General features: G+C 70.2%; 24 protein-coding genes, 3 tRNA genes and 1 pseudogene. 14 read left to right on the top strand and 14 right to left on the bottom strand.

Annotated elements, in window-relative coordinates:
- Positions 1-184 precede the first annotated feature (184 nt).
- The 5 genes from mutS (at position 185) to AOZ13_RS03095 (ending at position 8,682) form a co-directional block, all read left to right on the top strand.
- Positions 185-2,860, top strand: coding sequence for a DNA mismatch repair protein MutS (gene mutS, locus AOZ13_RS03115; protein ID WP_049933771.1), 2,676 nt, complete (start codon positions 185-187; stop codon positions 2,858-2,860).
- A gap of 58 nt (positions 2,861-2,918) precedes the next feature.
- A complete protein-coding gene (gene mutL, locus AOZ13_RS03110) occupies positions 2,919-4,886 on the top strand; it encodes a DNA mismatch repair endonuclease MutL (protein ID WP_021779783.1) in 1,968 nt (655 codons plus the stop codon).
- 90 nt (positions 4,887-4,976) lie between these two features.
- Positions 4,977-5,930: a bifunctional 2-dehydro-3-deoxygluconokinase/2-dehydro-3-deoxygalactonokinase gene (kdgK1, locus tag AOZ13_RS03105; protein WP_020222026.1), complete on the top strand. Its 954-nt coding sequence runs from the start codon at positions 4,977-4,979 to the stop codon at positions 5,928-5,930.
- A gap of 113 nt (positions 5,931-6,043) precedes the next feature.
- Positions 6,044-7,249 (top strand): hypothetical protein, encoded by a 1,206-nt coding sequence (locus tag AOZ13_RS03100; protein ID WP_044957848.1) that lies wholly within the window; start codon positions 6,044-6,046, stop codon positions 7,247-7,249.
- A gap of 38 nt (positions 7,250-7,287) precedes the next feature.
- Entirely contained in the window at positions 7,288-8,682 is a 1,395-nt protein-coding gene (locus tag AOZ13_RS03095; protein ID WP_020222028.1) for a dihydrolipoyl dehydrogenase family protein, read from the top strand.
- A 134-nt stretch (positions 8,683-8,816) separates the two neighbouring features.
- Here AOZ13_RS03095 and ubaA read toward each other — a convergent pair whose 3' ends face one another.
- The 4 genes from ubaA to AOZ13_RS03075 form a co-directional block, all read right to left on the bottom strand.
- Entirely contained in the window at positions 8,817-9,629 is an 813-nt protein-coding gene (ubaA, locus tag AOZ13_RS03090; RefSeq protein WP_020222029.1) for an SAMP-activating enzyme E1, read from the bottom strand.
- Between the two features lie 153 nt (positions 9,630-9,782).
- Positions 9,783-10,781, bottom strand: a complete 999-nt coding sequence (locus AOZ13_RS03085) for a PLP-dependent cysteine synthase family protein (protein ID WP_021779782.1) — start codon at positions 10,779-10,781, stop codon at positions 9,783-9,785.
- A 52-nt stretch (positions 10,782-10,833) separates the two neighbouring features.
- Positions 10,834-10,942: transfer RNA gene (locus AOZ13_RS03080), tRNA-Ile, on the bottom strand.
- A 236-nt stretch (positions 10,943-11,178) separates the two neighbouring features.
- Positions 11,179-11,251 (bottom strand) — tRNA-Asn (locus AOZ13_RS03075).
- Positions 11,252-11,352: 101 nt separating this feature from the next.
- Between AOZ13_RS03075 and cca the strand changes: the two genes are divergently transcribed.
- The gene (gene cca, locus AOZ13_RS03070) at positions 11,353-12,717 is read left to right on the top strand and encodes a CCA tRNA nucleotidyltransferase (RefSeq protein WP_021779781.1); all 1,365 of its coding nucleotides are present in this window, start codon (positions 11,353-11,355) and stop codon (positions 12,715-12,717) included.
- Here the strand turns inward: cca and AOZ13_RS03065 are convergent.
- Positions 12,696-13,709, bottom strand: coding sequence for a histone deacetylase family protein (locus AOZ13_RS03065; RefSeq protein ID WP_021779780.1), 1,014 nt, complete (start codon positions 13,707-13,709; stop codon positions 12,696-12,698). The two genes, cca and AOZ13_RS03065, sit on opposite strands and share 22 nt — an antisense overlap.
- Positions 13,706-14,143, bottom strand: a complete 438-nt coding sequence (locus AOZ13_RS15400; RefSeq protein WP_020221967.1) for a histone — start codon at positions 14,141-14,143, stop codon at positions 13,706-13,708. Before AOZ13_RS15400 ends, AOZ13_RS03065 begins: the two co-directional genes overlap by 4 nt.
- A 106-nt stretch (positions 14,144-14,249) precedes the next feature.
- Here AOZ13_RS15400 and AOZ13_RS03055 point away from each other — a divergent pair, with 106 nt between their 5' ends.
- Positions 14,250-14,477, top strand: coding sequence for a hypothetical protein (locus AOZ13_RS03055; protein WP_020221966.1), 228 nt, complete (start codon positions 14,250-14,252; stop codon positions 14,475-14,477).
- Here the strand turns inward: AOZ13_RS03055 and AOZ13_RS03050 are convergent.
- A complete protein-coding gene (locus AOZ13_RS03050; protein WP_020221965.1) occupies positions 14,474-15,889 on the bottom strand; it encodes a single-stranded DNA binding protein in 1,416 nt (471 codons plus the stop codon). The two genes, AOZ13_RS03055 and AOZ13_RS03050, sit on opposite strands and share 4 nt — an antisense overlap.
- A gap of 173 nt (positions 15,890-16,062) precedes the next feature.
- Between AOZ13_RS03050 and AOZ13_RS03045 the strand changes: the two genes are divergently transcribed.
- From AOZ13_RS03045 to AOZ13_RS03035, 3 genes are all read left to right on the top strand, one after another.
- Positions 16,063-16,617: a hypothetical protein gene (locus AOZ13_RS03045; protein WP_020221964.1), complete on the top strand. Its 555-nt coding sequence runs from the start codon at positions 16,063-16,065 to the stop codon at positions 16,615-16,617.
- Between the two features lie 73 nt (positions 16,618-16,690).
- Positions 16,691-16,763, top strand: a tRNA-Arg gene (locus tag AOZ13_RS03040).
- 431 nt (positions 16,764-17,194) lie between these two features.
- Positions 17,195-17,779 (top strand): hypothetical protein, encoded by a 585-nt coding sequence (locus AOZ13_RS03035; RefSeq protein WP_021779778.1) that lies wholly within the window; start codon positions 17,195-17,197, stop codon positions 17,777-17,779.
- Here the strand turns inward: AOZ13_RS03035 and AOZ13_RS03030 are convergent.
- The 5 genes from AOZ13_RS03030 to AOZ13_RS03010 form a co-directional block, all read right to left on the bottom strand.
- On the bottom strand, positions 17,776-18,006 hold the full coding sequence (locus AOZ13_RS03030; protein WP_021779777.1) for a hypothetical protein: 231 nt from the start codon (positions 18,004-18,006) through the stop codon (positions 17,776-17,778). The genes AOZ13_RS03035 and AOZ13_RS03030 overlap by 4 nt on opposite strands.
- Before the next feature lies 1 nt (position 18,007).
- On the bottom strand, positions 18,008-18,892 hold the full coding sequence (locus AOZ13_RS03025; protein WP_020221727.1) for a M48 family metallopeptidase: 885 nt from the start codon (positions 18,890-18,892) through the stop codon (positions 18,008-18,010).
- A gap of 139 nt (positions 18,893-19,031) precedes the next feature.
- Positions 19,032-19,799, bottom strand: coding sequence for an NAD-dependent glucose-6-phosphate dehydrogenase Azf (azf, locus tag AOZ13_RS03020; protein WP_020221728.1), 768 nt, complete (start codon positions 19,797-19,799; stop codon positions 19,032-19,034).
- Positions 19,800-19,843: 44 nt separating this feature from the next.
- A complete protein-coding gene (locus AOZ13_RS03015) occupies positions 19,844-20,626 on the bottom strand; it encodes a hypothetical protein (protein ID WP_148286727.1) in 783 nt (260 codons plus the stop codon).
- 65 nt (positions 20,627-20,691) lie between these two features.
- Positions 20,692-21,501: a hypothetical protein gene (locus tag AOZ13_RS03010; RefSeq protein ID WP_148294554.1), complete on the bottom strand. Its 810-nt coding sequence runs from the start codon at positions 21,499-21,501 to the stop codon at positions 20,692-20,694.
- 87 nt (positions 21,502-21,588) lie between these two features.
- Between AOZ13_RS03010 and AOZ13_RS03005 the strand changes: the two genes are divergently transcribed.
- Together AOZ13_RS03005 and AOZ13_RS03000 are read left to right on the top strand one after the other, a co-directional pair.
- Positions 21,589-21,933 (top strand): dihydroneopterin aldolase family protein, encoded by a 345-nt coding sequence (locus tag AOZ13_RS03005; protein ID WP_020221731.1) that lies wholly within the window; start codon positions 21,589-21,591, stop codon positions 21,931-21,933.
- Between the two features lie 92 nt (positions 21,934-22,025).
- Positions 22,026-22,457 (top strand): DUF5790 family protein, encoded by a 432-nt coding sequence (locus AOZ13_RS03000; protein WP_020221732.1) that lies wholly within the window; start codon positions 22,026-22,028, stop codon positions 22,455-22,457.
- Between the two features lie 39 nt (positions 22,458-22,496).
- Here the strand turns inward: AOZ13_RS03000 and AOZ13_RS02995 are convergent, their stop codons facing one another.
- On the bottom strand, positions 22,497-23,273 hold the full coding sequence (locus tag AOZ13_RS02995; RefSeq protein ID WP_049933776.1) for a creatininase family protein: 777 nt from the start codon (positions 23,271-23,273) through the stop codon (positions 22,497-22,499).
- Between the two features lie 141 nt (positions 23,274-23,414).
- Between AOZ13_RS02995 and AOZ13_RS14390 the strand changes: the two genes are divergently transcribed.
- Positions 23,415-23,573: a DUF7563 family protein gene (locus AOZ13_RS14390; protein WP_020221734.1), complete on the top strand. Its 159-nt coding sequence runs from the start codon at positions 23,415-23,417 to the stop codon at positions 23,571-23,573.
- A gap of 114 nt (positions 23,574-23,687) precedes the next feature.
- On the opposite strand, the gene AOZ13_RS02990 is transcribed toward AOZ13_RS14390, so the two are convergent.
- Positions 23,688-24,221: a redoxin domain-containing protein gene (locus AOZ13_RS02990; RefSeq protein ID WP_020221735.1), complete on the bottom strand. Its 534-nt coding sequence runs from the start codon at positions 24,219-24,221 to the stop codon at positions 23,688-23,690.
- Positions 24,222-24,326: 105 nt separating this feature from the next.
- Here AOZ13_RS02990 and AOZ13_RS02985 point away from each other — a divergent pair.
- Positions 24,327-25,204 (top strand): annotated as a pseudogene (locus AOZ13_RS02985) (deoxyribonuclease IV).
- The last annotated feature ends 60 nt before the right edge of the window (positions 25,205-25,264 follow it).

Below are 25,264 nucleotides of genomic sequence, written 5' to 3'. Positions count from 1 at the left end.
CGGAACGACCGCTCTGCGATCGGCGTCGGTCGCCCGAGAAGACCGGGCGACCCTGCTCGTATCTACTACTTGTGACGAGAGACACTTAAAGGACGCCGGGCGCGTCGAGGCGGTGCGTTCTTACTCGCCGGCGGCTACGTTCCGGCATGATCGAGACGCCGACGCGAATCCGGGGTGTAGCGTCGTGACCGGTATCGTGGAGGAGTTCCTCGCGCTGAAGGAGGAGTCGGACGCGGACGTCCTCGCGATGCAGGTCGGGGACTTCTACGAGTTCTTCGCGGACGACGCCCGGCTCGTCGCGGACGAACTCGACTTGAAGGTCTCCGAGAAGTCGAGTCACGGCTCGTCGTACCCGATGGCGGGCGTGCCCCTGAGCGAACTGACGCCGTACCTGAAGTCGCTCGTGGAGCGCGGCTACACGGTCGCGGTCGCGGAGCAGCGCGGGGAGGACGACACGACGCGCGAGATCGCGCGGACGGCGACGCCGGGCACCCTCTTGGAGGCGACGGGGGCGGAGGCGCGATACCTCGTCGCGGTCGTGCGCGACGGCGACGCGTACGGGCTCGCGGCGGTCGACGTGACGACGGGGGCGTTCCGCGTGACGGAGGTCGGAGAGGAGCGGACGGCGCTCGCCGAACTCGGGCGGTTCGCGCCCGAGGAAGTGCTTCCGGGACCGACGCTGCGGGGCGACGACGGCTTCTGCGACGCGGTACGCGACGACGCGGACGCGACGCTGAGCGTCCACGGCACGGAGGCGTTCGCGCCCGGGAAGGCGACGCACGCGGTCCGCGAGCAGTTCGGCGAGGGCGCGCTTGACGCCGTCGGCGTCGAACCCGAGGGACCGGGCGCGCGAGCGGCGGGCGCGGCGCTCGACTACGTCGCGGAGACGGGCGTCGGCGTGCTCTCGTCGCTAACGCGGGTCCAGCCCTATCGCGCGGACGACCACGTCGCGCTCGATCCGACGACGCGGCGCAACCTCGAACTGACGAGCACGATGCGGGGCGATAGGGAGGGATCGCTCGCGGCGACGCTCGACCACACCGTGACGTCGATGGGGGCGCGGCGCTTGGAGGCGTGGCTCGTCCGCCCGCTCCAGCGGCGCGCGGAACTCGAACGCCGACACGACTGCGTCGCCGCTCTCGCGAACGACGCCCTCGAACGCGACGCGGTGCGTGAGACGCTGGACGGCGCGGCGGACCTCGAACGCCTCGCGGCGCGGTGCTCGTCCGGGAGCGCCGACCCCGCGGCGTTGCGGCGCGTCGTCGACACCCTCGAACGACTGCCGGCGCTCCGCGAGCGCGTGACGTCGTCGCCGGCGCTCGCTGACTCGCCGCTCGGTGACGTGCTCGCGCGGGTGGACGCCGAGGCCGCGGCCGACCTCCGCGAGACCGTGGACGACGCGCTCGCGGACGATCCCGGCGGCGAGACCGGCATCTTCGCGCGCGGGTACGACGCCGACCTCGACGAACTCGCGGCCGAACACGACGACCTCGTCGCGTGGTTCGACACGCTCGAAGAGCGCGTCAAAGCGGAGAGCGACCTCTCGCGCGCGACGGTGGATCGGAACAAGACGGACGGCTACTACCTGCAAGTGGGGCACTCGCAGACCGATCGCGTCCCCGACGACTACCGCGAGGTGAAGACGCTGAAGAACTCGAAGCGCTACCGGAGCGCCGAACTCGACGAGAAGGAGCGCGCGCTGTTCCGCGTGGAGGAGGAGCGGGCGGTGCGCGAGCGCGCGCTGTTCGAGGGGCTGCGCGACGAGGTGGCGTCGCACGCGTCGCTGTTACAGGACGCGGGGCGGGCGCTCGCGGAACTCGACGCGCTGGCGAGCTTCGCGGCGCACGCGAGCGCGAACCGCTGGACGCGCCCCGAGCTGCGCGACGACAGGGCGCTCGACGTCGCGGCGGGGCGCCACCCGGTCGTCGAGCAGACGGTGGAGTTCGTGCCGAACGACGCGCGCTTCGGCGACGGACGGCGGTTCCTCGTCGTGACGGGTCCGAACATGAGCGGGAAGAGCACGTACATGCGCCAGACGGCGCTGATCGTCCTGCTCGCGCAATCGGGGAGCTTCGTGCCCGCCGAGTCGGCCGAACTCGGCCTCGTCGATGGCATCTACACGCGCGTCGGCGCGCTCGACGAACTCGCGCAGGGGCGCTCGACGTTCATGGTGGAGATGCAGGAGCTGAGCAACATCCTGCACTCCGCCACCGAGGACTCGCTCGTCGTCCTCGACGAAGTCGGGCGCGGGACGGCGAGCGACGACGGCATCAGCATCGCGTGGGCGGCGACGGAGTACCTCCACAACGAGGTGCGCGCGAAGACGCTCTTCGCGACACACTACCACGAGCTGACGGATCTCGCAGAACGCCTAGAGGGCGTGCAGAACGTCCACGTGGAGGTGGACGACGAGCGCGACGGCGAGGACGTGACGTTCCTCCGGACGGTCGCTGACGGCCCCGCGGACCGCTCGTACGGCATCCACGTCGCCGATCTCGCGGGCGTCCCCGATCCCGTCGTGTCGCGCTCGCGCGACGTGCTCGAACGCCTCCGCGCGGACGAGGCCGTCGACGTCCGCGGCGGCTCGGGCGGGAGCGAACAGGTCGTCTTCGACCTCGGGAGCGGCGAGCTACGCGCGGGCGCGGCCGGTAGAGACGACGCGGACGGCGACGGCGCGGACGGCGACGACGCGAGTGGCGGCGACGACGCGAACGGCGGGCGCGCGGACGACGACAGCGACGACGCGCTCGATTCCGAGACCGAGGCCGTCCTCGACGAACTCCGGGAGACCGACGTGAACAACTCCTCGCCGCTCGACCTGCTCCAGCGCGTCAACGAGTGGCAAAAGCGATTGGACTGAGCGTCGGGGCGCCCCACGTGAGCGCCGGATTGATGTGGCCGTGCGATCATCCACGGTCATGAGCGGCGAGGGCGACGGGACGGGAACGGAGATCCGCGAACTCGACGCGGCGACGGTCGATCGGATCGCGGCGGGCGAGGTCGTCGAGCGGCCCGCATCGGTCGTGAAGGAACTCGTCGAGAACGCCCTCGACGCGGACGCCTCGCGGATCGAGGTCGAGGCGTCGGGCGACGGGACAGAGGGGCTGGTCGTGCGCGACGACGGCGTCGGGATGACGCGCGCGGACGCGGAGGCGGCGATCCGCCAGCACACGACGTCGAAGATCCGCGACGCCGAGGACCTCGCACGTATCGGAACGCTCGGCTTCCGCGGCGAGGCGCTGCACACGATCGCCGCGGTGTCGCGGGTGACGCTGACGACGAAGCCGCGTGCCGGCGGCCGCGCGACCGAGGTACGAGTCGCCGGTGGGGACGTCGAGTCGGTCGGGCCAGCGGGACGCGCGCCGGGGACGACGGTCGCAGTCCGCGATCTCTTCTACAACACGCCGGCGCGACGGGAGTTCCTGAACGCCGAGAGCACCGAGTTCGGCCACGTCAACCGCGCGGTGTCGCGCTACGCGCTCGCGAACCCGGACGTCGCGGTGTCGCTCGCGCACGACGGCTCGGAGACGTTCGCGACGCCGGGCGACGGCGACGTGCGCTCGGCCCTCCTCGCCGTCTACGGCCGCGACGTGGCGGAGTCGATGATCGCGGTGGACGCCGACCCCGAGGGACCGCTCGATCGCGTCCGCGGGTACGTGAGCCATCCGGAGACGACGCGCTCGACGCGCGAGTACCTCGCGACGTACGTCAACGGCCGCTACGTCAGCGACGGACTCCTCCGCGAGGCGATCGTCGAGGCCTACGGGACGCAGCTCGCCGCCGATCGCTTCCCGTTCGCCGTCCTCGACGTCGAGCTTCCCCCTGCCGGGGTCGATGCGAACGTCCACCCGCGAAAAATGGAGGTGCGTTTCGAAGCGGAAGCCGGCGTCAGCGAGGCCGTGACGGACGCGGTACGGGACGCCCTCCGCGAGCACGGGCTCGTGCGCTCGCGCGCCCCACGCGGGGAGTCGCGGCCGACGGACGCCGCGATCGCGCCCGAACGGGGGACGGGGGTCGAGCGCGCGGCGGGGGACGATGCAGACGGGGACGTGACGGCATCGCGAACGAGCACGTCGAACGCGCGGACGTCGGGATCGGCACCGAGTGCGACGAGAACGGCCGACGGGTCGTCGCGGCAGACGGCGTCACGCGGTGGACGGACGAGAGCCGGTGGCGGCGCGGACGCGAGCGCGAGCGACGGGTCGCAGACGACGGCGGGCGCGACGCGGAACGCGCGACTTCCCGGAACGGACGGGCCGGAGGACGCGCCCGAGCGCGAGCACCTGCCGTCGCTGCGCGTCCTCGGCCAACTGCACGACACGTACGTCGTCGCGGAGACCGACGACGGCCTCGTCCTGATCGATCAGCACGCCGCGGACGAGCGGGTGCGCTACGAGGCGCTGCACGAGGAACTCGACGGGACGCCGGACTCGCAGGCGCTCGTGACGCCCGCGGAGGTGTCGCTGACGGCGGCGGAGGCGGCGGCCTTCGAGGCGGCGCTCCCCGCCCTCCGTGACGCGGGATTCGAGGCCGAGTTGGACGACCGGACGGCGATCGTGACGGCCGTTCCAGCGGTGTTCGGGACGGCACTCGACGCCGAACTCGTCCGGGACGTCCTCGCGTCCGCGACGGACGCGGCGGCGGCCGACGACGTCCTCGACGCCGCGGACGCCCTGCTCGCGGATATGGCGTGCAAGCCCGCGATCACGGGCAACACCTCGCTCCCGGAGGGCGACGTGACGGCCCTGCTCGACCGCCTCGACGACTGCGAGAACCCGTGGGCGTGCCCGCACGGCCGACCGGTCGTCGTCGAACTCGACGGGACCGAACTCGACGCGCGCTTCGAGCGGGACTATCCCGGTCATCAGGACCGCGCACCGGAGTGATCGCGGGCGTCGAGGACGTCGACACCGTCGCGACGGTACCGCCGCGACGAATCCCGGCCCTTCATTTCGGTCGACGGCATCCCCCGTGATATGAGCGATCTCGTGACGTTCGGCGAGACGATGCTGCGCCTCAGCCCGCCCGGACAGGAGCGCATCGAGCGCGCGACCGAACTGGCGTTCCGCGCGGCGGGCGCGGAGAGCAACGTCGCGGTGAACGCCGGCCGCCTCGGTCTCGACACCGCGTGGCTCTCGAAGCTCCCCGACAGCGCGCTCGGCCGGAAGGTGACGGCGTCCGTCGAATCCGAGGGCGCCGAAGCGGACGTCGTCTGGAGCGACGAGGGCCGGCAGGGCACCTACTACATCGAGCAGGCCTCGACGCCGCGCACGACGAACGTGATCTACGATCGCGCGGACGCCGCGGTGACGACGGCGACGCCGGCCGAACTGCCGACCGACCGGATCGAGACCGCGGACGCGTTCTACACGTCCGGCATCACGCCCGCGCTCTCCGAGACGCTCGTGGAGACGACGGGGGATCTCCTCTCGCTTGCGCGCGACGCGGGAACGACCACCGTCTTCGACGTGAACTACCGCTCGAAGCTCTGGACGCCCGAGGAGGCCCGACCCGTCCTCGAATCGCTCTTCCCCGACATCGACGTGCTCGTGACCGCGGTACGCGACGCCCGGAACGTGCTCGGACTGGAGGGCGACGCCGAGCGGGTGGCGCGCGACCTCGCTGAGGAGTGGGGATTCGAGACGGTGGTCGTGACGCGCGGCGCGAAGGGCGCGCTCGCGTGGCACGCCGGCGACGTGGTCGAGCAACCGGCGTTCGAAGCCGACACGCACGACGCGGTCGGGACGGGCGACGCCTTCGTCGGCGGCTTTCTCGCGCGACGCCTGCAGGGCGACGGCGTCCCCGCCGCGCTGGAGTACGCGGCGGCCGTCGCGGCGCTCAAGCGTACGATCCCCGGCGACACGGCGCTCGTCACTCCCGCGGAGGTCGAGGGCGTCTTGAATCGCTCCGACGACGGCATCGCGCGCTAGCGGCCCCCCCCGCCCGAAAGGGCGGCATTCTCTCCCCCACGGAAGGGGTGGTGTCATCGGGCCACGCGATGGCCGAAACGGTTTTTCAGCCGACTGCTGGAATACGGAATCGTATGCGTCGACAGGCCGTAGTCGCCTCGACAGTGGCATTGCTCCTCGTCGCCGGTTCGGCGCCGGCGTCGGCGGCGTCCGGCGAGTCGCACGCCTACGCCGGTGCGAACGTCACGTTCGACCTGCAAGGCTCGGCCGTGACGGACTACAGCGTGGGCGGCGAGACGATCGTCCAGAGCGTCGGGGTCCAGTCGGTCTCGAAGGCCGGTGGTGGCGGTGGTGGCGGTGGTGGCGGTGGCCTCCTCGGTGCGAACGGGAGAGCCGATCTCTCGGCGGCGGCGAACCTCTCGCTCGCCGGCCTCTCGCTCGGCGCGACGACGGAAACGTCCGCGGCAGTTCGGGCCGACAGCGGCGCGACGCTCACCGCGCACGACGACGACAACGGCGTCCTCGTCATCGATTCCGGGAGCGACACGCAGGTCGTCGTCGCCAACCTCACCGGGGGCGCGTCCGCGGCGGACGACGGCGACTCGCAGGTGCAGGTGACGACCGATGACGGAACGAAGGCGACCTTCATCGCCGTCGGGAACGCGAGCGTCACCGTCACTAACGACGGGGACGTCTCCGGACGCGTCGGTCCGAACGGATCGGTCGTCCTGCGCTCCTACCCCGACGGGAAGGACGATGCGGACGAGCACGCGGAAGACCTCATCGCGTCCGGGCGGGCCGCCGCCGAGGTGTACGCCGGCGCGGCCGCCGACGCGAGCGGCGACCTCCGGACGAGCGTCGTGACGTACGCGGACGACGTGACGATGTCCGCGGAGCGGGCCGGCGAGTCGACGGTGAACGTCACCGCGGACCGTGCGTCCCACACCGGGACGATCGTCGTCACGACCGTCTCCGAGGCCGCCGTGGGTTCAACCGATGACCTGCACGTGACGGTGAGCGGCGGGACGGCCGTCGAGGCCTCCTCCTACGGCGACCTCCGGTCGGCAGTCGGGAGCGACCACTCCGCGTACCTCGTGAAGCAGCACGCGCACGAGAGCGGGACCGCCTTCGTCGCGTTCAACCACTTCTCCGAGCGCACCGCGTCCGTGAGCGGTGCGAGTGCCGCGAACGACGGAGGGTCGGACGACGGCGACGCCGCGGACGGCGGTGACTCCGGAAGCGAGACGACGTCGGGCGGCTCCAGCCCCGGCTTCGGCGTCGTAACGCTCGCCGGCGCGCTCGTCGCGCTCGCGGCCGTGCTGCTCGCGCGGCGAGACTGACCCGCGTCTTTTCCTCCCGGCGCCGCGTAGGCGTTCGCATGCACGCCATCGTCATCGGCGCGTATGGCAGCGCGGGCGTCGCCGCCGCGGAAGTGCTCGCGGACGCCGACGTCGACGTCACGCTCGTCGACGACGGCGAACCGGGCGGCGGGCTCTGCATTCTCAGAGGGTGTATGCCCTCGAAGGAAGTGTTGAGCGCCGCCCAACACCGCGTTCAGGGTCGCGTGGATCCGCGGCTCGACGGCGACGTGTCGGTCGATCTCGAACGCGTCGTCGCGCGCAAGGACGACCACACGGCCGAGTTCGCGCGCCACCGCCGCGACGCCGTCCACGATCTCGCCGAGCGAGAGAACGTGACCTTCCGCCACGAGACGGCGCGGTTCGCGGACGACGGCGTCGTCGTGATCGGTGACGAGCGCTGTGAACCCGACTACGTCGTCGTCGCGACCGGCTCGACACCGCGAACGCCGGATCTCCCCGGGATCGACACGGTGGACTCGATGGGATCCGTGGACGTCCTCGACGCGACCGCGTTCGCGGACTCCGGTGTCGTGCTCGGCTTCGGTGCCGTCGGTCTCGAACTCGTCCCGTACCTCGCGGAGGCCGGCGAGATGGACCTCACGGTGATCGAGCACGACGCGCGGCCGCTCGATCGCGCGGCGCCCGAGATCGGCGACGGGATCGTCGAGTGCTACCGCGAGGCGTTCGGCGTCGAGGTGCTGACGAACGCCGAAGAGCAACGCGTCGAGGCGCGCGAGGACGGCGGCGTGCGCCTGACGATCGAGCGCGACGGCGCGGAGGAAGTCGTCGAGGCAGATCAGTTGTTCTGTTTCACCGGCCGCGCGCCGACCGTCGAGGGCCTCGGCTTCGAGCACACTCGGATCGACCCCGGCGAGGGATGGATCGACCCGGGGACGCTCCGGGCGCGCGACGACCCGTCGGTGTTCGCGGCGGGCGACGTCGTGGGCGAGCGGCTGCTCCTCCACACCGCGAAGGAGGAGGGGCAGGTCGCGGCCCGCAACGTCCTCGCGGACTGGCGCGGTGAGGACCTAGAGACCTACGATCCGACCACGCATCACGTCATCTTCGCCGCGGCCGGCGTCTACCCGTACATCACTGTCGGCATGACTCTCGGGGAGGCCGAGGACGCCGGCCGCGACGTCGTGACGGCGTCACGCGAGGCGAGCGACGACGGCGTCTTCCGAACGAAGAACGCCGCTCGCGGACGGGCGAAGCTCGTCGTCGATGCGAGCGACGGGACCGTGCTCGGCTACCACGGCTGGCACTACGAGGCGGACGTGATGGCGAAGACGATGCAGGTGATCGTCGAGACCGGGATGGACGTCCGCGACGTCCCCGACCGAGCGTTCCACCCGACGACGCCGGAGATCATCGACGGGCTGGTGCGCGAGGCGGCCGCGGAACTGGAATAGCGGGGCTAACAGGCGGCTGGCTAGGGGTAGCGGGACCGCACGCGGGTCGCCGCCGATTTCGCAGGGCGCGCGCGGGGCGGGCGATCAGGGCACGCCCCGGGGTGTGCGCGGCTTCGCGGTTGAACGTTCGTCTCTCAGGCGACCGTACAGCCACCCGAATACTCGACGTCCTCGACGGTGTCGATGGCGGGGTCGTCGCCGCACACCGGACAGTCGGGGTTCGCGGCGATCGGCACCTCCTCGAAGCCGACGTCCGCGGCGTCGTAGTGGAGCATCCTCCCCGTCAAGAGGTCGCCAGTCCCGAGGATCGACTTCACGGCCTCGGTGGCCTGCAAGCACCCGACGGTCCCGGGGAGCACGCCCAAGACGCCCGCGGTCGCGCAGTCGGGGACGGTCCCCTCCTCGGGGGCTTCGGGGAAGACGCACCGATAGCAGGGACCGTCGGGCGTGACGGTGATCGCCTGCCCCTCGAATCGGTAGATCGCGCCGTGGCTGAACGGCACGCCCGCGAGCACGCAGGCGTCGTTGACGAGGTAGCGCGTCCCGAAGTTGTCCGTGCAGTCGACGACGAAGTCCCGATCGGCGAGCAGGTCGGCGGCGTTCTCGCGCGTGAGGCGAACCTCGTGGCCCTCGAAGTCGATATCGGGGTTCAAGTCCTCGACGTAGCGTCGAGCGGAATCGACTTTGGGCGTGCCGACGTCCGCGTCGCGGTGGATGATCTGTCGCTGGAGGTTCGAGCGTTCCACGGCGTCGTCGTCGACGACGGCGAGGTGACCGACGCCCGCGGCCGCGAGGTACTCGATGACGGGCGAGCCGAGACCGCCCGCGCCGACCACGAGGACGTCGGCGTCGAGCAGCGCGGCCTGCCCCTCGGGACCGACGTCGTCCATGATGATGTGCCGGGAGTACCGGTCGAGCTGAGTGGGATCGAGGTTGAGACCGGCCATACGCGTGCATGGGCGGGGAGGGCCTAACGGGTGTCGGTGGCGGCGACTGCGCGGGCGGTCGAGAGTCGCGACGGCGGCCGCGACGGCGGCGAACGGCCCGGCGGGCGCGCTCGTCCGCTCGGATCACATGCCGTCCGCTGAAACCCCCGCGTGCTACACGTAGTCGTTCCAGAGTGGGATATCCGCGTACCGATCGCCTCGGTCCGGGAACGGCACGACCACGACGTCGTCGGCGTCGAGGTCGCCCCGATCGGCGAGGCGCGTCACGGCCGCGAGCGCGCCCCCCGAGGAGGCGCCGACGAGGAACTCGCCGTCCACGCGGAGGTGCGCGTCGACGGTGTCGCGGTCGTACTGCCCGGTCGCGTGGATCACGGGGTCGCGTGCGGCGTACCGCTCGCGGAGACACCGCGCCTCGTAGTAGGCGTCCGCGGTCGGCACCGAGAGCACGTCGTCGAGTTCGTCGCGCGCGTAGACGCCGGGATCGTGGTAGCGCGACCCGCAGACGTATTTGAGGCCGTCGATGCCGTGACGCGGCTCCGCGGGCTCGTAGCCGACGACGGTGACGTCGCCGCGCTCGCGAAGCGCGCGCCCGACGCCCGTGACCGTCCCGCCGGATCCCGCGCCCGCGACGAAGTGCGTGACGCGCCCGTTCGTCTGCGCGTGGATCTCCGGCCCGGTCGTACGCTCGTGGACCGCCGGGTTCGCCGGATTCCCGTACTGATTGGGCATGTACGCGCCCCGCGCGGCGACGCGCCGGTCCGCGAGATCGAGCATCGTCTCGTAATCCTCAGCGTACGTCACGCTCCCGCCCGCCGCCCGGATCGCCTCGGCCTTCTGAGCGGGCGCTTCCTCCGGCATCACGATCTCGACGTCGTAGCCGCGCGCGACGCCGAGACGTGCCAGCGCCGTCCCCGTGTTCCCCGACGAAGGCTCGACAACGAGCGTCCCGTCGTCGAGTTCGCCGTCCGCCGCCGCGGCGTCCAGCATCGAGCGCGCGATGCGAGTCTTCACCGAACCGCCGCCGTACGGCTGGGCGTGGAGGTTGTACCACTCCGGCTTCGCGTACACCTCGCAGGCGACCTCGGGGTGGTCGATCTCGAAGAGCGGCGTCTCCCCGATGTGCGACTCGTCGATGGGTGGCGCATCCGCCATCGACGGGAGTTGGTGAGCGCGAGTAGTAAAGGAACGGGCCAGCGAAGGCGAGTGGGCCCTGGCGGATTTGAACCACCGATCACCCGGTGTCCCACAGCCGGACGTATTGTCACTGGGCTGGTATGAGCCGGGGGCTGTAAACCAGACTGAGCTAAGGGCCCTCGTCTCCGGATATCTGTCGCGTCGTCTTTAGCGTGTCGGGTTCCACGAAGGAGGAACGAGATGCGTTTCTGACTGAGCGTCCGTCCGTCACAAAAGAACGCCGTATGCAGGACACGTCGTGTCCTGCATGCGCACGAGGCGCTTCGCGTCTCGTGAAGCGACGAACGAGGAGAGGAGCGCCATCATCAGAAACGCGGAGCGTTCCTGATCGGCCGTAAATTCCCTCCAGAACTCACGCCGCCACCAGGGCTCGAACCTGGGACAACCTGGGTAACAACCAGGTGCTCTACCAACTGAGCTATGGCGGCTTGCTCGCACTCCATCGTAGCGGCGTCGTTCAAATATGGCTTTCGTTTTCCCCCGGCGCGACCACCGACGGTTTTTGAAGCGCGGCGGGCGTAACGCCGCCATGACCGAGACGGAAGCCGTGTTGGCGGCGGTCCGGGAGCGCGTGGATCCGACGGCCGCGGAGCGCGAGCGCCTGTCGACGGCGGCCGAGCGACTCGTGGAGCGCGCGGAGGACGCGCTCGCCGCGCGCGATCTCGACGCGGACGTCGTTCGCGTGGGGAGCACGGCTCGCGGGACGTGGGTCCGCGGCGACCGCGACATCGACGTCTTCGTGCGCTTCTCGCCGTCGCTCGACCGCGAGGAGCTGGAGACGTCCGGTCTCGCGGTCGGGAACGCCGTCCTCCCGGACGGTCACGAGGAGTACGCCGAACACCCCTACGTGAAGGGGGAGTTCGAGGGCTACGACGTCGATCTCGTGCCCTGCTACGCCGTCGAGTCGGCGCGGGACATCCAGTCGGCGGTCGATCGCACGCCGTTCCACACCGAATACCTCGAAGTGCGCCTCGACGACGAGCTCGCGGCCGACGTCCGGCTCTGCAAGCAGTTCCTCAAGGGGATCGGCGCGTACGGCTCGGATCTGAAGACGGAGGGGTTCTCGGGCTACCTCACGGAACTCCTCGTCCTCGAATACGGCGGATTCGAGGCGTTGCTGGAGGCGGCGGCGACGGAGTGGCATCCGCCGGTGACGCTCGATCCGGAGGACCACGCCGACGCGTCGTTCGACGACCCGCTCGTCGTCATCGATCCGACCGATCCCGAGCGGAACGTCGCGGCCGTGGTCTCCGCGGCGAACGTCGCGCGCCTCCAGCACTACGCGCGACGCTTCCGCGAGGACCCCCGCGAGAGCTACTTCTTCTCCTCGCCGCGCGAGCCGCTGACGGCCGAAGCGGTCAGGGAGGCGTTCGCCGACCGCGGGACGCGCGCGCTCGCCGTCCGCTTCGGCGACGACTCGCTCCTCGATCTCGTCGAGGATCAGCGCTACCCCCAGTTACGCCGATCGCTCGACGGTCTCGTCCGCGGGCTGGAGAAACGCGGCTTCGAGGTGCTGCGCGCCGCGACGTGGGCCGACGAGACGGCCGTCCTCTTCTGCGAGCTCTCGGTCGCGGAACTCCCGGGAATCGAGCGCCACCGCGGCCCGCCCGTCCACGTCGGCGAGCACGCCGAGGGGTTCTACCGGAAGTACGCGGACGACGCGGACGTCTACGGGCCGTACATCGACGGGGAGCGCTACGTCGTCGAGCGCGAGCGGTCGGTGACGAGCGCGGCGGCGTTCGCCGAGGAGGAGTTGGAGTCTGTCGCGCTCGGACACGCGGTCGAGCGGCTCGTCGAGACCGGGGAGTACGCGGTGCTCGCGGACGCGGACGTCTGCGTGCTCGCCGAGGAGTTCGGAGAGGAACTCGCGGCCTACTTCGAACCGAGACCGTGAGCGTCGCGGAGGTCGGCGAGGACGTCTTCGGCGTCGTCCATGGCGTCCCCGTCCGGTCCCTCCGGGACGAGACCGTCGAAGACCTCGTGGACTATGCCGACGCCCTCCGAGAGCGTGTCGAGGCTATACCCGCCTTCGAGGACGAAGCCGAGGTCGGCGCCACAGCGGTCAGCGAGATCGCGCACCCGCGTCGTGAGCGTGCCATACCCATCAGTAGAGACGTGCATCCGCGAGATGGGGTCGTGGCGGTGGGCGTCGAAGCCCGCGCTCACGAGGACGAGGTCGGGATCGAAGGACTCGATCGCGGGCGCGAACGCCTCGTCGAAGAGGAGGCAGTAGTCGGCGTCGCCGGCGCCCGCGGGGAGCGGCGCGTTCATCGTCGTCCCCTCACCGCCGCCCTCACCGATCTCCTCGATCTCGCCCGTGCCCGGGTAGAGACCGTCCTCGTGGATCGAGCCGTAGAAGACGTCGTCCCGGCCGTAGAAGATGTCCTGCGTGCCGTTGCCGTGGTGGACGTCCCAGTCGAAGACCGCGACGCGCTCGACGTCGCGCGTATCGAGTGCGTGCTGGCTCGCGACCGCCGCGTTGTTCAGGAAGCAAAAGCCCATGGCGTCGTCCGCGACGGCGTGATGCCCCGGCGGTCGGCCGAGCGAGAACGGCGTCGTGCGGCCGTCGTCGCCGTCGAGAGCGGCGTCGGCCACCCACATCGCTAAGCCCGCGGAGGCGAGCGCGGCGCGCCACGTCGCTTCGACGGCGACGGTGTCCGGGTCCCAGCTACCGCCACCGTCCGCACAGAACTCGCGGATCTCCTCGACGTAGTCCGCGTCGTGGACGGCGCGCGCGTCGTCCTCGATCGCCGGATCGGCGGTGACGTACTCGACGCCGTGGCGCTTCTGGAGGGCGCGCTCGATCGCGCGGATGCGATCCGGGTTCTCCGGGTGGCGAACGCCGGGATCGTGTTCTTCGCAGACGTCGCTGACGCCGAACTTCATTCCACGAGCTCGAAGTACGTCTCGACGTCTTCTGCCTGCACGGTGCGACGCCCGGCGTGGCGCGCGAGGGTCGCCGCACCGGAAGCGGCGTCCGCGGCGAACGTCTCGAGGCGCGCGGCGAGCGCGACACGAGCGTCCGCCGACACGCGGTACTCGTCCGGGATATCGAGGCGTGCGATGCGATCGACGGGCGCGACCGGGAGCGTCAGCGTATCGCGAGCGGGTGCGTCCGCGGCGTCGAGGCCGAAGTCCTCGACCATCAGGGTCTTGCGACCCGCGTCGGTCGCGTGCTCGGCGGCCTCCCGCGCGAGTTCCGCACCGCGGCGCTGGATGCGGCGGGCGAGTTCCTCCGCGGCGTCCGCGCTCACGCGGAGGTCGCCGGCTTCACGCCGGATCGCCGTGTCCACCGGCGCGAACGGGAGCTCGACACTCATACCGAGAAACGGGCGTGTACGACCCTTAACGTTTTCCGTCCCGGGTCGTGCGACGGCGGCCGCCACCACGCACTCGTGGGTGGCGGTGCTCCGTTCCCGACGGTCTGTGACTGACAATCCCCAGCGGGCACCGGCGGAAGACATCGCGGATCGGGAAGTCGACGCGAACGAGCGCGAAGCCGAGGACGCCGTCGGAGACCGACGCGCGGCCGCAGAGGAGTACCGCGAGGAGCGAATCAAGGAGGAGCGAAAGCACGAGGGCGAAGCCCGCTACCAGACCGCAACGGAGGAGGCGAACCCGGACGACTACCGGGACGACGAGGACTGGGACTAGCGGACTTCCTCGGCGTCGAGGCGGTCGTCGCGCAGCGTCCCGCGGACGGTCACGGTCTGGCCGAGCGTGACGTCCGCATTCGTCTCGACGCTCATCGTCTCCGTGCCGTCGTCGAGGATGACCGGATCGCGCGCCTGCACGACCGTCCCCGTGAACTCGACGTCCTCAGTGTCGGTCCCCGAGTCCGCGGCGGTGGTGTCCGTATGCCCGGACGCCGACTCCGGAGCGGTACCGTCCGCGTACGCGTCAAGCCCGGTCCTCTCGTCCGCACTCGACTCGGACTCCTCGACGGACGTCGTCGCGCCGTCCGCGAGTTCGACGACGCTCGCGCGCCACCCCGCGGAGGCCTCGATGTCGTCCTGCCAGCCGTCCTGAATCTCGACGTCCGTGAATAGCACCTCGTCGCCCGGCCCGATGTCGCGGTCTGCCTTCTCGCCCCAGAGCGCGACCCGGATGTCCCCGGAGTCGTCCTGCAGGCGGACGTTACGCACCTGCCCCTCGCTGCCGTCGTCGCGCTCGAACGTCCGCTTCTCGTCCACCGAGCGGATCACGCCCGCGATGTCCGCGACGTCGTCCATCTCGAGGTCGCCGATCGGCGTCGACTCCGGGACGAACTCGACGTCGTCGTCGACGGCCTCGACGGTCCCTTGGTTCCCGACGTGAAGCTCGATCGAGCCGTCGCGCTCGCGAACGTAGCCGTCGATGATCTCGACGACGTCGCCCGGTTCAAACGTCTCGACCGCCTCGGTTCCGTCGTCCCAGAGCGTCACCGTGACGCGGCCCGTCTCGTCGCCGAGCGAGAGGTTCGCCACGCGGCCCTGCGAGCCGTCGTCGCGATCGAACGTCCGAACGGCGTCCGTATCGAGGATCTCGCCCACGAGCGTGACGTCAGAGAGTCCCACCGAGAGGTCCTCGACGCGGTAGGCGTCCTGAATCTGGACGTCGACGTCGGTGTCCGGGTCGGGTTCGACGCGGTCGGCGCTCACCTCGACGCCGTTGTAGCCGTCCTTCGGCCGGCCGGCGACGCGGATGACGTCGCCGACCTGCAGTTCCGCCGCGGCGTTCGCGGCCTGCTCGTCCCACAGCGAGACGCGGACCGTCCCGCTCTCGTCCGCGACATCGACGTTGAGAACGCGGCCGTCCTCGGTGTCCTCCTCGTCGCGCTCGAACGTCCGAAGCTCGCCGACGGAGACGGCCTTCCCGACGAACTTCGCGTCGTCCATCTCGGGAGTGACGTCCGCGATGCCGTTCACCTCCCCGTCCTGCAGTTCGTGCGCGAGGAGCATGGCGGCCGTCTCGTCGTCCGCCAGCCCACCCATCTGCTCGACCTTCTCCGCGACGGCCTCGCGGAACTCGTCGAGGGAGACCTCGTCGGTCTCGAGGTCGGCGTACGTATCCTCTATCGCACCCATGATAATCGTAGTTCAGCCCAAGGTAGGCCCGCGCATAAGCGTTGTCCTTGCCCGTTTCCGGGCCGCTGTCGGTCTCTCATCGACAGTACGTGGGCGATCCATCCGTCTTGAACCTCCCGACGCCCCCGGGCGCAGGCGAACGGTGATACGTCGCGCCCGCCAACGGTGACGCGATGGACCCGCGACACCGACCCGGTCTCGCAGCGATCGGTCTCGCCGTCGTCATCCTCGCGCTCGCCGCCTCGTTCGCGTTCGTCGGCCACTCCGCGAACGCCGCCGGGACGAGCGAGACGCACGCGGTGGCCGACGGCGGCGACACGACCGCGACGAGGGCCGGACGGACAGTGAGCGGCGGGAGCGCGAGCGGCGACGCATCCGACGCCGGCGAGCACGACACCGACCCGTTCGCGCTCGCCGTCCGGAACGTGAGCGCCTGCGGGAGCACCTGTCGCGACGTCAGCGTCGCGCTCACCAACACCGGCCACCGAACCGCGCGGGACGTCCGCGTCGACGTCACCATCACCACGGCCGGCGACCGGATCTGGCACGACGAGCGGACCGTCGGCCTCCTTCACCGGAACGAAACCGTCACGCGAACCGAGGCGATCGACCTCGGCTACGTCGCCGCCGCGAGCGTGCAGGCGAACGGCGGGACCATCACCGTCCGCGCGACCGTGAACTCCAGTCTCGGGACCGACGTCATCACCCGCCAGCGCGACGTCGCGTGACGCGCGCGACCACCACCCACGGCGGCGGTCGAATCGTAACCGCTTTACGCACCCTGCGGCTACGAATGAGTGAGTCCGGATAGGGTAGTGGACTATCCTCTTGGCTTGCGGAGCCAGGGACCGGCGTTCAAATCGCCGTCCGGACGATACATTTCCGAGGACCAACCCGGCGAGCGACGCGTCGCGTCTGCTCGCCGGTCCGTCCGCGGTTATGCGGACCGGCGGCGATTTGAGCACGCGAGGCGAGCGAAGCGAAGTCTCGCCCTGTTCAAATCGCCGTCCGGACGTTCCTTCGCTTCGCTACGCGACGAGCCGAAGGCTCGTCGCTTCGTTCAGTCACGTCCGGACTCCGGAGGACACGACGTGCCCTCCGTGCCTCCGGCTCTCGCCGGAGACTCCGCGAGACGCGAAGCGTCTCGCTTGCCCACGCGCGCCGACGGCGCGCGTGGACGCCGTCCGGACGCCTCGCGTAGTCGGCCTCGACTCCGGATTCGCGTAGTCGGCCTCAGCGTGGTCGTTCGACCTCTCGTTCGCCACGTGACGCCACGCCTTTCTCCGCGCGACGTGAAACTAGAGTATGGACGAGAGTGTGCGCGCCGGCGTCGCGGCGTTCGATAGCGGCGAGTACGCCGCCGCGCGCGACGTCTGGCGCGAGGCGGGCGGAGACATCGCCGACGATCTCGGCGACGCCGCGGCCGTGATCGTTCGCGGTCGCGCCGCGTCGGTCGACGGTCTCGCGGCGGACGTGCGGGCGGCGGGCGAGGCGCTGTCGGGGTTCGACGGGAAACGGGGGGTGAGTGTCGCGGATCTCCGCGGATACCTCGAAACCGCCGCGGACGATCCCGCGGTGCTGGAGCGCCGCCGACCACCGGCGCTCACCGTCGACGGCGAGCCGATAGCGCTCGATGATCTCGCCATCGAGGAGGTGTTCGCGCTCGCGCCGGCGCTCGCGGACGCGGTCGGCGGCGAGCGCGAGCGCATCGAGAAGGCCGTCGAATACGCGCGTGCGGATCTCGACGAATCGGGAACGAGCGCGTTCGTGACGCTGTGCTACGACGTCGTGACGGATCCCGAAGCGCGACCGATCGCGTATCAGCGGCTCGTCGAGCGCGTGGATCGCCGCGAGACACGCGAGACGGACGTCGAAGGGTTGTTCGGTTAGGGTTCGGGGAGGAGGAGGTACGCGGCGACGGCGAGGCAGGCGGCACCGAGCGCGCGGACGAGCCACGTCGCGCGGGACGACGCCAGCCCGTCGTCACCGTACTGGCCCGTCCGATCGGAGGTCGTCGCGCCGAGCGCGCTCAGGCGGAGGACGACCGTCGGACGGACGAGACAGAGCACGCCGAGCGCGGCACCGAGACCGATCGCGAGCGCGGTGCGCGGCTCCACGTTACTCGCGGAGGCGCTCGATGCGCTTCTCGACGGGCGGGTGCGTGGCGACGAGCCGCGTGAAGATGGAGCGCTCGTCGTCGTCGAAGATGCAGAGCGCGCCGACCTGATCGGTGACGCCCGCGCTCGACTGCCCGCGACCGCGACCGCGGCCCGAGGCGGGACCGGACTGGCCACGGCCGCGGCGCTGGCTGGTGGTCGTCCCGGCGCTCGGATTCTCGTTGCCGCGCTGGATCTTCTCCAGCGCGCGGGCGAGCGGTTCGCCGCTGCCGACGTACCGCTTGGCGTCGGCGTCCGCGACGTACTCGCGATAGCGGCTGATCGCGAGGACGAACAGCATCACGACGAACTGGACGACGCTCCCGACGACCATCGAGAGGAAGAAGTCGGCGAGGTCGTTGTCGCCGGAGAGGAGGACGAGCCACTGCGCGGCGATACCGACGATGGAGGCGATCCCCTGCCCGACGACCATCGTGACGACGTCGCGGTTCTTCACGTGCGAGAGCTCGTGCGCGAGAACGCCCTCGAGTTCGTCGCCGTCGAGGGTGCTCGCGAGTTCGTTCGAGACGACGACGGTGCTCGCGCCCTTGCGGCCGACGGCGAAGGCGTTCGGCACGCCCATGTCCGCGACCATCAGCTGGGGTTTCTCGATGCCCATGTCGGTGGCGAGCGATTCGACGCGGCGGTGGACGTCCGCCCACCGGCCCGATTCGGGCATCTCCTCGGCGCCGACGGAGCGCAACGCCGACCACTTGCCGATCTTGTACTGGACGCCGACGAGCGCGACGCTCCCGAGGAGCACGAGGACGAGCGGAACGCCCATGGCGTACGCGACGGCGGCGACGACGACGTAGAACGCGAAGAGAATCGCGCCCACGACCGCCATCCGGAGTTTCAATCCGGTATATCTCATGGACGTGGCTATGGGGTCTATATCGGATAAGTCGGGTGGTCGCGTCTCGGGATCGGAGACATCAGAAGAGCGTCGAGACAGGGAGCGGAACTCCGGCGGAGGGACAGGGCGCTCAGACGTCGTCTTTCGGTTCGCCCTGATTCGTGTACTCCGCGGAGTTGTCCTGCGGCTCGTAGCCGAGGACGTCCTTCGCGCGTTCGAGCGAGTAGTATTTCCGGTCGTTGTCGCTGATGCCGTAGACGATCTCGTAGCCGTAGTCGGCTTCGATGCAGCGCTCGAAGAGGTGCGCGCAGTCCCGATACGAGAGCCACATCGCCTGCCCGCGCTCGTAGTCGATCGGCGGATGACCCTTCGTGAGGTTGCCGATGCGGACGCAGGCGACCGAGAGACCGCGCTCGTCGTGGTAATACCTCCCCAGCGTCTCGCCGGCGGCCTTCGAGACGCCGTAGAGGTTGCTGGGTCGGGGGAGTTCGGTGCCGTCGAGGCGGTAGTCGTCGTGTGCGCGGTAGAGTTCGGGCTTGCGGTCGGTCTCGTAGTGGCCGACGGCGTGGTTCGAGGAGGCGAAGACGACGCGGTCGACGCCGGTCTCGACGGCGGCCTCGTAGACGGTCTGCGTGCCGTCGATGTTGTTCCGGAGGACGGAGTCCCACGGCGCATCGGGGCGCGGGTCGCCGGCGAGGTGGACGACCGTGTCCACGTCCGCCATGGCGTCGCGGACGGTCTCGTCGTCGGTGACGTCGCCGATGACGAACTCGTGGTCAGTCTCCTCGGCGGGCGGGTCGCGATCGAACAGCCGCCACTCGTACGCGTCGCCGATACCACCCAGTACCGCCTGCCCGACGCGTCCCTCCGCGCCCGTGAGGAGAACCCGTTCGTCCATTCGAGTCGGAATGGGGCGGCGAGGATAAAGTAAGACGCGGTTCGTCAGGCGTCCACGACCGTCGCGCGGGGGGAGCCAGCGTCACCGTCATCGTCGCCGTCGCCCGTCTCGGCGGCGTCGCTACCGTCGTCCGCGCCGCGGAGTTGGCGGTAGCACGCGGCGAGGAGCGCCTGCAGGAAGACCGCCCAGACGGCACCGAGGAGGGCGGTGAGCACCCAGCCGGCGACGGTCGCCATGGGGAGGAACACGCCGATTATCCCGGCGATAACGCCGTAGACGACGGCGGGGACGAGGAGGGCGACGAGGAGCCGCCAGCGGTGGCCCGTCGCGAGGTCCCACGAGGACTGCATCGCGGTGAACGCGGTCTCGTCCTCGACGACGACGTAGATGGGGACGAACGCGAGCCCGAGCGCGAGGTAGATGCCCGGGATCACGAGGAGGACGAACCCGATCGTCACGAGGATCCCGACGACGATCGAGGCGACGATCCACCAGCCGAACGCGGGACCGATGCGGCGCGTGAAGAACGCCGCGGGGACGCGGTCGGTGACGTCGCTCACCATCGAGCGGACGACGACGAGCCCGAGGTAGACGACGAGGAGGTAGCTGATGAGACCGAGTACGGCGTTGACCAGCGTTCCGAACGGGAGGAGGATCGGCGTGACGGCCGACGGCGGGACGCGCGTCGCGCCGGCCGCGCTCATGTTCGTCATGAACAGCGTGGCGAGCAACTGGAGGACGAAGAACGCGCCCGCGAGCGTCAGCCCGGCCCGCGTGAGGGTCCGGCCGACGGCCGTTTCGAGCGCGTCACCGATGTTCAGGGACATTTCCATCCGGGGATTCAGTATCGCGTTCCTTGATTCTTCCCCCCAGAACGGGCGCCGAGGGGGTCTCAGAGGTCCTGTTCGGCTGTCGGCTGCGGCGTGACGGACCCGTCGTCCGAGTCGGCGGGGCCGTCAGTCGCGCCGTCGTCGCCTGCGTCGTCCGCGACGAGCTGGTGGTAGCAGGCGGCGGTCACGGCGACGTTCAGCACGGTGAAGTAGGCGGAGAGGAGCGCGTTGACGAGGGAGTAGACGGCCGAGAACATCCCGAAGGCGAGGCCGACGGCGTTGACGACGGTTCCGGTGACGACGACGAAGGCGAGACCGATGGCGAACAGGCGTAGACGGTTCCCGCGCGTGAGCCGCCAGGACGCCTTCAGCGCGGTGACGACGCCGTCGTCCTCGGCGGCGATCCGGAGGGGGGCGAACCAGAACGCGACGGCGAGGAAGACGAAGACGACCCACCCGAGGACGGGAACGACGTTGACGAACGCGACGACGAACGTGACGACGCCCAGCGCGAGGAGGTGGCCGAACGCGCCGAGCGCGCGGTGCGTGAAGAGGTCTGTCGTGACGTGCGCGGCGTCGTCGACGAACGCCCGGTAGAGCGCGGCGACGACGAAGACGTAGCCGAGCGCGAGCACGACCGCGAGGAGGGCGGCGACGCCCGATCCGATCGGGAGCGCGGGGCCAGTCCGTGAGAGGGCGACGGTGGAGGGCAATCGCCCCCGATAGCGATGGAGGTAGTTCACCGCGACGGTCGGGACGAACGAGCCGAGGAGACCCTGGAAGACGAACTGGACGGCGACGAAGGCGAGCGCGACGCGCGTCACGCTGCGCCGGAGGCCGTCTTCGAGGGCGGCGCCGATGTTCAGGGTCATGACGATAGCTCGTTTCCCGACGCTCATCGTTCTTGTCCCGCGCGGCGCGATGACAACGTCCTTGGATCGCGCGAGCGTACTCCACGCATGGTCAGCGACGCCGAGGAGGCGGCTTTCGAGGTCGGCATCAAGTTCGGGGCGCTCTACCACCAGTTCGCGGGGACGCCGGTCAGCCCTGCGAGCGCGGGCAGTCTCGAAACCGCCATCGAAGAGTCGATCGAGAATCAGCCTCACTGCGTCGGCGTGACCGTGGACGTCCTCGAGGACCGGCTCGCCGCCGCGCTCGCGGACTCGCCCGCCGACTACACGGAGCTGACGGGCGAGTTCATGGAGGTCGAAGTCGTCGTCGACTACGAGGGGGTCGAGGCGGTCGCGCGGATGGCGATGCGCGACGGCTACCCGTTGATGGAACTCGTCGAGACCGAGGGGTAGGCGGGACCGAGCGAACGCGAGGGGCGGCGGAGCGGTGCGGCGAGCGCGTTTCGGGGTGGACTTTTAAAATACGGGGGTGCGTAGCACGCCCCATGAGTCAATCGGGGTTGGACGACGAGGAGCTGTTCGGCGAGGCGGCGACGGAGATCCGCGCGGACGTCGAGGATCACCTCGCGTCGGCGCGCGACGCGCTCCCGGAGGCATCGGCTGTATGGGATGTCGAGGCGGACAACACGCTCGGCGTGCTGAACGGCCTGCGGACCGCGCTCGCCGTCGACGAAGTGCAGGACCACCTGCGCGACGCGAAGAAGTGGTACACCATCGGTGAGCGCGCGGACGCCTTCGAGGACGCCGCGGATCTGGAGAACGAGATCGAGGCGATCGAGGACGTCCTCGACGACCTCGAAGACGTGAGCGACGCGGTGGGCGACCTCGCCTCCGCGATTCCCGAGCTTCGCGGGGAGCTAGAGGAGATCCACGCGGAGGGCGACGAAGGGGAGGTGGACGAAGACGACGACGCGTAGGCGGAGAAGGCGACGACGACGAGGGCGAGGAGGCGGGACTTAGCGGTGTGGCACCGGATCGTGCTCGCGCGCGACGACCGCGTCCGCGAGGTCGCAGAGCGACTCGGTGGCGAGCGAGAGCAGTTCCGCGCCGCGCTCGGCGGTGTCCTCGCCGGGGTCGCCGACGACGCCGTTCTCGCTGAACTCGGCGGAATCGTGCGCGAGATTGACGCTCGACACCCACTCCCCCCAGCGCTCGCTTCCGCTCTCGCGCGCGTCGGCGACGCGGTCCTCGCGGACGAGATCGGGGTCGGCGTGGCGGAGGAACGCGGTTTCGAGGGGACCGGCGTGGCCCATGTCCGAGGAGTGATCGCCGACGGCCTCGAACCACGTGAACGGGACGGCGTAGGCGTCGTCGTGGCGGCTGATCGTCGCGGCGGCCTCGCCGAGCGCGGGGACGTTCCCGCCGTGGCCGTTGACGAGGACGACGTCCGTCCAGCCGTGGTGGGCGAGCGAGGCGACGACGTCCCGGACGTAGGCCCGGAAGGTGTCGGGGGCGACCCAGAGCGTGCCGGTGAACTGCCGGTGCTCCTCGGAGATCCCGATCGAAACGGTGGGCGCGACGACCGCGGTGCCGCGATACGCGTCGGCGGCGCGCTCGGCGACGGTCTCGGCCGTGAACGCGTCGGTTCCGAGCGGGGCGTGCGGGCCGTGCTGTTCGGTGCTACCGACCGGGAGGAAGGCGACGTCGACGTCGGCGGCGTCGGCGTCGGTCCACGTGCGTCCGCGAGGCGCATACGCCCGTCGACGGACGCGTACGACTTGTAGTCCGGGGATCGATCGATCGCGAGTGTGTTCCGGTGCGAGGGACTCCGGGAATGGGGGGCGTGGGACGTCCACGACGCATTCGTATCTATTTTCGTATAGGTGGGAGGCCAGTATAACTAAGATGGATAACGTTCTACCGGCGTAGTAAGTATGCCGGACTGCCAGAACTGTGGGTCCTTCGTGACCGACGCGTACGCACGGGTGTTCACACCGGACGGCCACAACGCCCCGCGCGTCTGTCCGAACTGCGAAGACAAGATCCGGGACGGTGCCGAAGTCCGCGAAGCGCGTTCGACGCGACGTACTTGAAGTGCTATGGGGCGGGTGTCGCGCGGACGGGATGAGCCCGCACGTCGACCGTGCGGCCGCACCTCACCCGTTCTTTAGGTAAGCCTAAAACGGTAAAAGCGTTTCGCCGTTCCGTCACTCGAAGCCGAAGGTCTCCTCGTCCGCGCTCCCGTCGAACGCGTCCTCGATCGCCGCGCGGATCTCGTCGAGCGGCGGTTGATCGCGCGACGGGTCGAGCGGGTGCTCGCCGATCCACCGATAGCGGATCGTCCGGTCCGTATCGAGGAGGAAGACAGACCGCTTCGGACGGCGGAAGACCCCGAAGGCCCGGTAGCCGACGCCGAACGCCCGCGTCAGTTCGAGGTCGCGGTCGGCGTACAGGGGGAAGTCGAGGTCGAGGTAGTCGATGAACTTCCGGTGGGTCGTCACGCGGGAGGGCGAGACGCCGACGACCCGCACGCGGTCGTCGTTCGCGAACCAGCCGTAGTCGCGAAACGAACACCACTCCGATACGCAGTCCGGGCTGAAATCGTTCGCGTAGAACGCGAGGAGCGTCGGGCGCTCGGCGGTCAGCGACGAGAGCGCGACGTCCGCGACGGACCCATCCGATCGGACGAGCGTGGCCGTCAGGTCGGGGGCGGCGTCGCCCACCGCGAGCGCTTCGCTCATGGTTGCGTGCAGGGGTTCATGTGGCAAGTGCGTTCTGCCCGTGCGGGCCGGACCGCCGGACCGGACTCCGAAGCCCCTTTGCTCGCCGATGCCCTCCTCTCGGCCATGACCTTCCACGTCGGCGCGCACGTCTCCATCGCGGGCTCGAAGACCTCGGGCGACCCCGACACCCCGCCCGGCGACGGCATCGAGAACGCCGTCTGGCGACAGCGCAACGTCGGGGGGAACTGCGGGCAGGTGTTCACGCACTCCCCGCAGGTCTGGCAGTCCCCGAACGTCGGCGATGATGAGGCCGCGGCGTTCCGCGAGGCCAGCAATGAGCACGACGTCGGCCCGTGGGTCATCCACACCTCCTACCTCGTCAACCTCTGCACGCCCAAGGACGACCTCCGCGAGAAGTCTCGGACGGCGATGCAGGAGGAGGTGGACGCCGCCGCGAAACTCGGCATCCCCTACGTGAACGTCCATCTCGGCGCGCACACCGGCGCGGGCGTCGAGCAGGGCTTGGAGAACGCGGCGTCCGTCATCGACTCCCTCGACGTCCCCGACGACGTCACCATCCTCATCGAGAGCGACGCGGGGAGCGGCACGAAACTCGGCGGCGACTTCGAGCACCTCGCGACCGTCCTCGACCTCGCCGAGACCGACCTCGACATCTGCCTCGACACCGCCCACGCGTTCGCCGCGGGCTACGATCTCTCCACCCCGCAGGCGTCGCCGACACCCTCGACGAACTCGACGACGTCGTCGGTCTGGAGCACCTCCAGTACGTCCACCTCAACGACTCGAAGCACGAGTGCGACACGAACAAGGACGAGCACGCGCACATCGGCGACGGCTACATCGGCGATGACGGTTTCGAGGCGTTCCTCACCCACGACGCGATCCGCGACGTCCCACTCGCGCTCGAGACGCCGACGGAGGACGGGCGCTCGTACGCGTGGAACATCGAGCACGTGCGAGAGTTGCGTCACGCCGAGTAGCACGAGGCGTGGCGATACGGCGAGCGCGAGCGAAGCGAGACGCGTGACGACGAGCAGTAG

The organism is Halarchaeum acidiphilum MH1-52-1, assembly GCF_000474235.1.
Lineage (GTDB): Archaea > Halobacteriota > Halobacteria > Halobacteriales > Halobacteriaceae > Halarchaeum > Halarchaeum acidiphilum.
The sequence above is the reverse complement of the archived record's forward strand: the minus strand, read 5'-3'. Positions and strand labels throughout refer to the sequence as shown.

Bases quoted from the DNA above. Each gene is read 5' to 3' on its own strand.
- AOZ13_RS03005 (WP_020221731.1), top strand. From the start codon at position 21,589: ATGGTCAGCGACGCCGAGGAGGCGGCTTTCGAGGTCGGCATCAAGTTC.
- AOZ13_RS14390 (WP_020221734.1), top strand. From the start codon at position 23,415: ATGCCGGACTGCCAGAACTGTGGGTCCTTCGTGACCGACGCGTACGCA.
- AOZ13_RS03095 (WP_020222028.1), top strand. From the start codon at position 7,288: ATGCACGCCATCGTCATCGGCGCGTATGGCAGCGCGGGCGTCGCCGCC.
- mutL (WP_021779783.1), top strand. From the start codon at position 2,919: ATGAGCGGCGAGGGCGACGGGACGGGAACGGAGATCCGCGAACTCGAC.
- AOZ13_RS02990 (WP_020221735.1), bottom strand. From the start codon at position 24,221: ATGAGCGAAGCGCTCGCGGTGGGCGACGCCGCCCCCGACCTGACGGCC.
- AOZ13_RS03015 (WP_148286727.1), bottom strand. From the start codon at position 20,626: ATGTCCCTGAACATCGGTGACGCGCTCGAAACGGCCGTCGGCCGGACC.
- AOZ13_RS03085 (WP_021779782.1), bottom strand. From the start codon at position 10,781: ATGGCGGATGCGCCACCCATCGACGAGTCGCACATCGGGGAGACGCCG.
- azf (WP_020221728.1), bottom strand. From the start codon at position 19,799: ATGGACGAACGGGTTCTCCTCACGGGCGCGGAGGGACGCGTCGGGCAG.
- AOZ13_RS03000 (WP_020221732.1), top strand. From the start codon at position 22,026: ATGAGTCAATCGGGGTTGGACGACGAGGAGCTGTTCGGCGAGGCGGCG.
- AOZ13_RS03065 (WP_021779780.1), bottom strand. From the start codon at position 13,709: ATGAAGTTCGGCGTCAGCGACGTCTGCGAAGAACACGATCCCGGCGTT.
- AOZ13_RS03035 (WP_021779778.1), top strand. From the start codon at position 17,195: ATGGACGAGAGTGTGCGCGCCGGCGTCGCGGCGTTCGATAGCGGCGAG.
- ubaA (WP_020222029.1), bottom strand. From the start codon at position 9,629: ATGGCCGGTCTCAACCTCGATCCCACTCAGCTCGACCGGTACTCCCGG.
- cca (WP_021779781.1), top strand. From the start codon at position 11,353: ATGACCGAGACGGAAGCCGTGTTGGCGGCGGTCCGGGAGCGCGTGGAT.
- AOZ13_RS03045 (WP_020221964.1), top strand. From the start codon at position 16,063: ATGGACCCGCGACACCGACCCGGTCTCGCAGCGATCGGTCTCGCCGTC.
- AOZ13_RS03025 (WP_020221727.1), bottom strand. From the start codon at position 18,892: ATGGCGGTCGTGGGCGCGATTCTCTTCGCGTTCTACGTCGTCGTCGCC.
- kdgK1 (WP_020222026.1), top strand. From the start codon at position 4,977: ATGAGCGATCTCGTGACGTTCGGCGAGACGATGCTGCGCCTCAGCCCG.
- AOZ13_RS15400 (WP_020221967.1), bottom strand. From the start codon at position 14,143: ATGAGTGTCGAGCTCCCGTTCGCGCCGGTGGACACGGCGATCCGGCGT.
- AOZ13_RS03050 (WP_020221965.1), bottom strand. From the start codon at position 15,889: ATGGGTGCGATAGAGGATACGTACGCCGACCTCGAGACCGACGAGGTC.
- AOZ13_RS03010 (WP_148294554.1), bottom strand. From the start codon at position 21,501: ATGACCCTGAACATCGGCGCCGCCCTCGAAGACGGCCTCCGGCGCAGC.
- AOZ13_RS03100 (WP_044957848.1), top strand. From the start codon at position 6,044: ATGCGTCGACAGGCCGTAGTCGCCTCGACAGTGGCATTGCTCCTCGTC.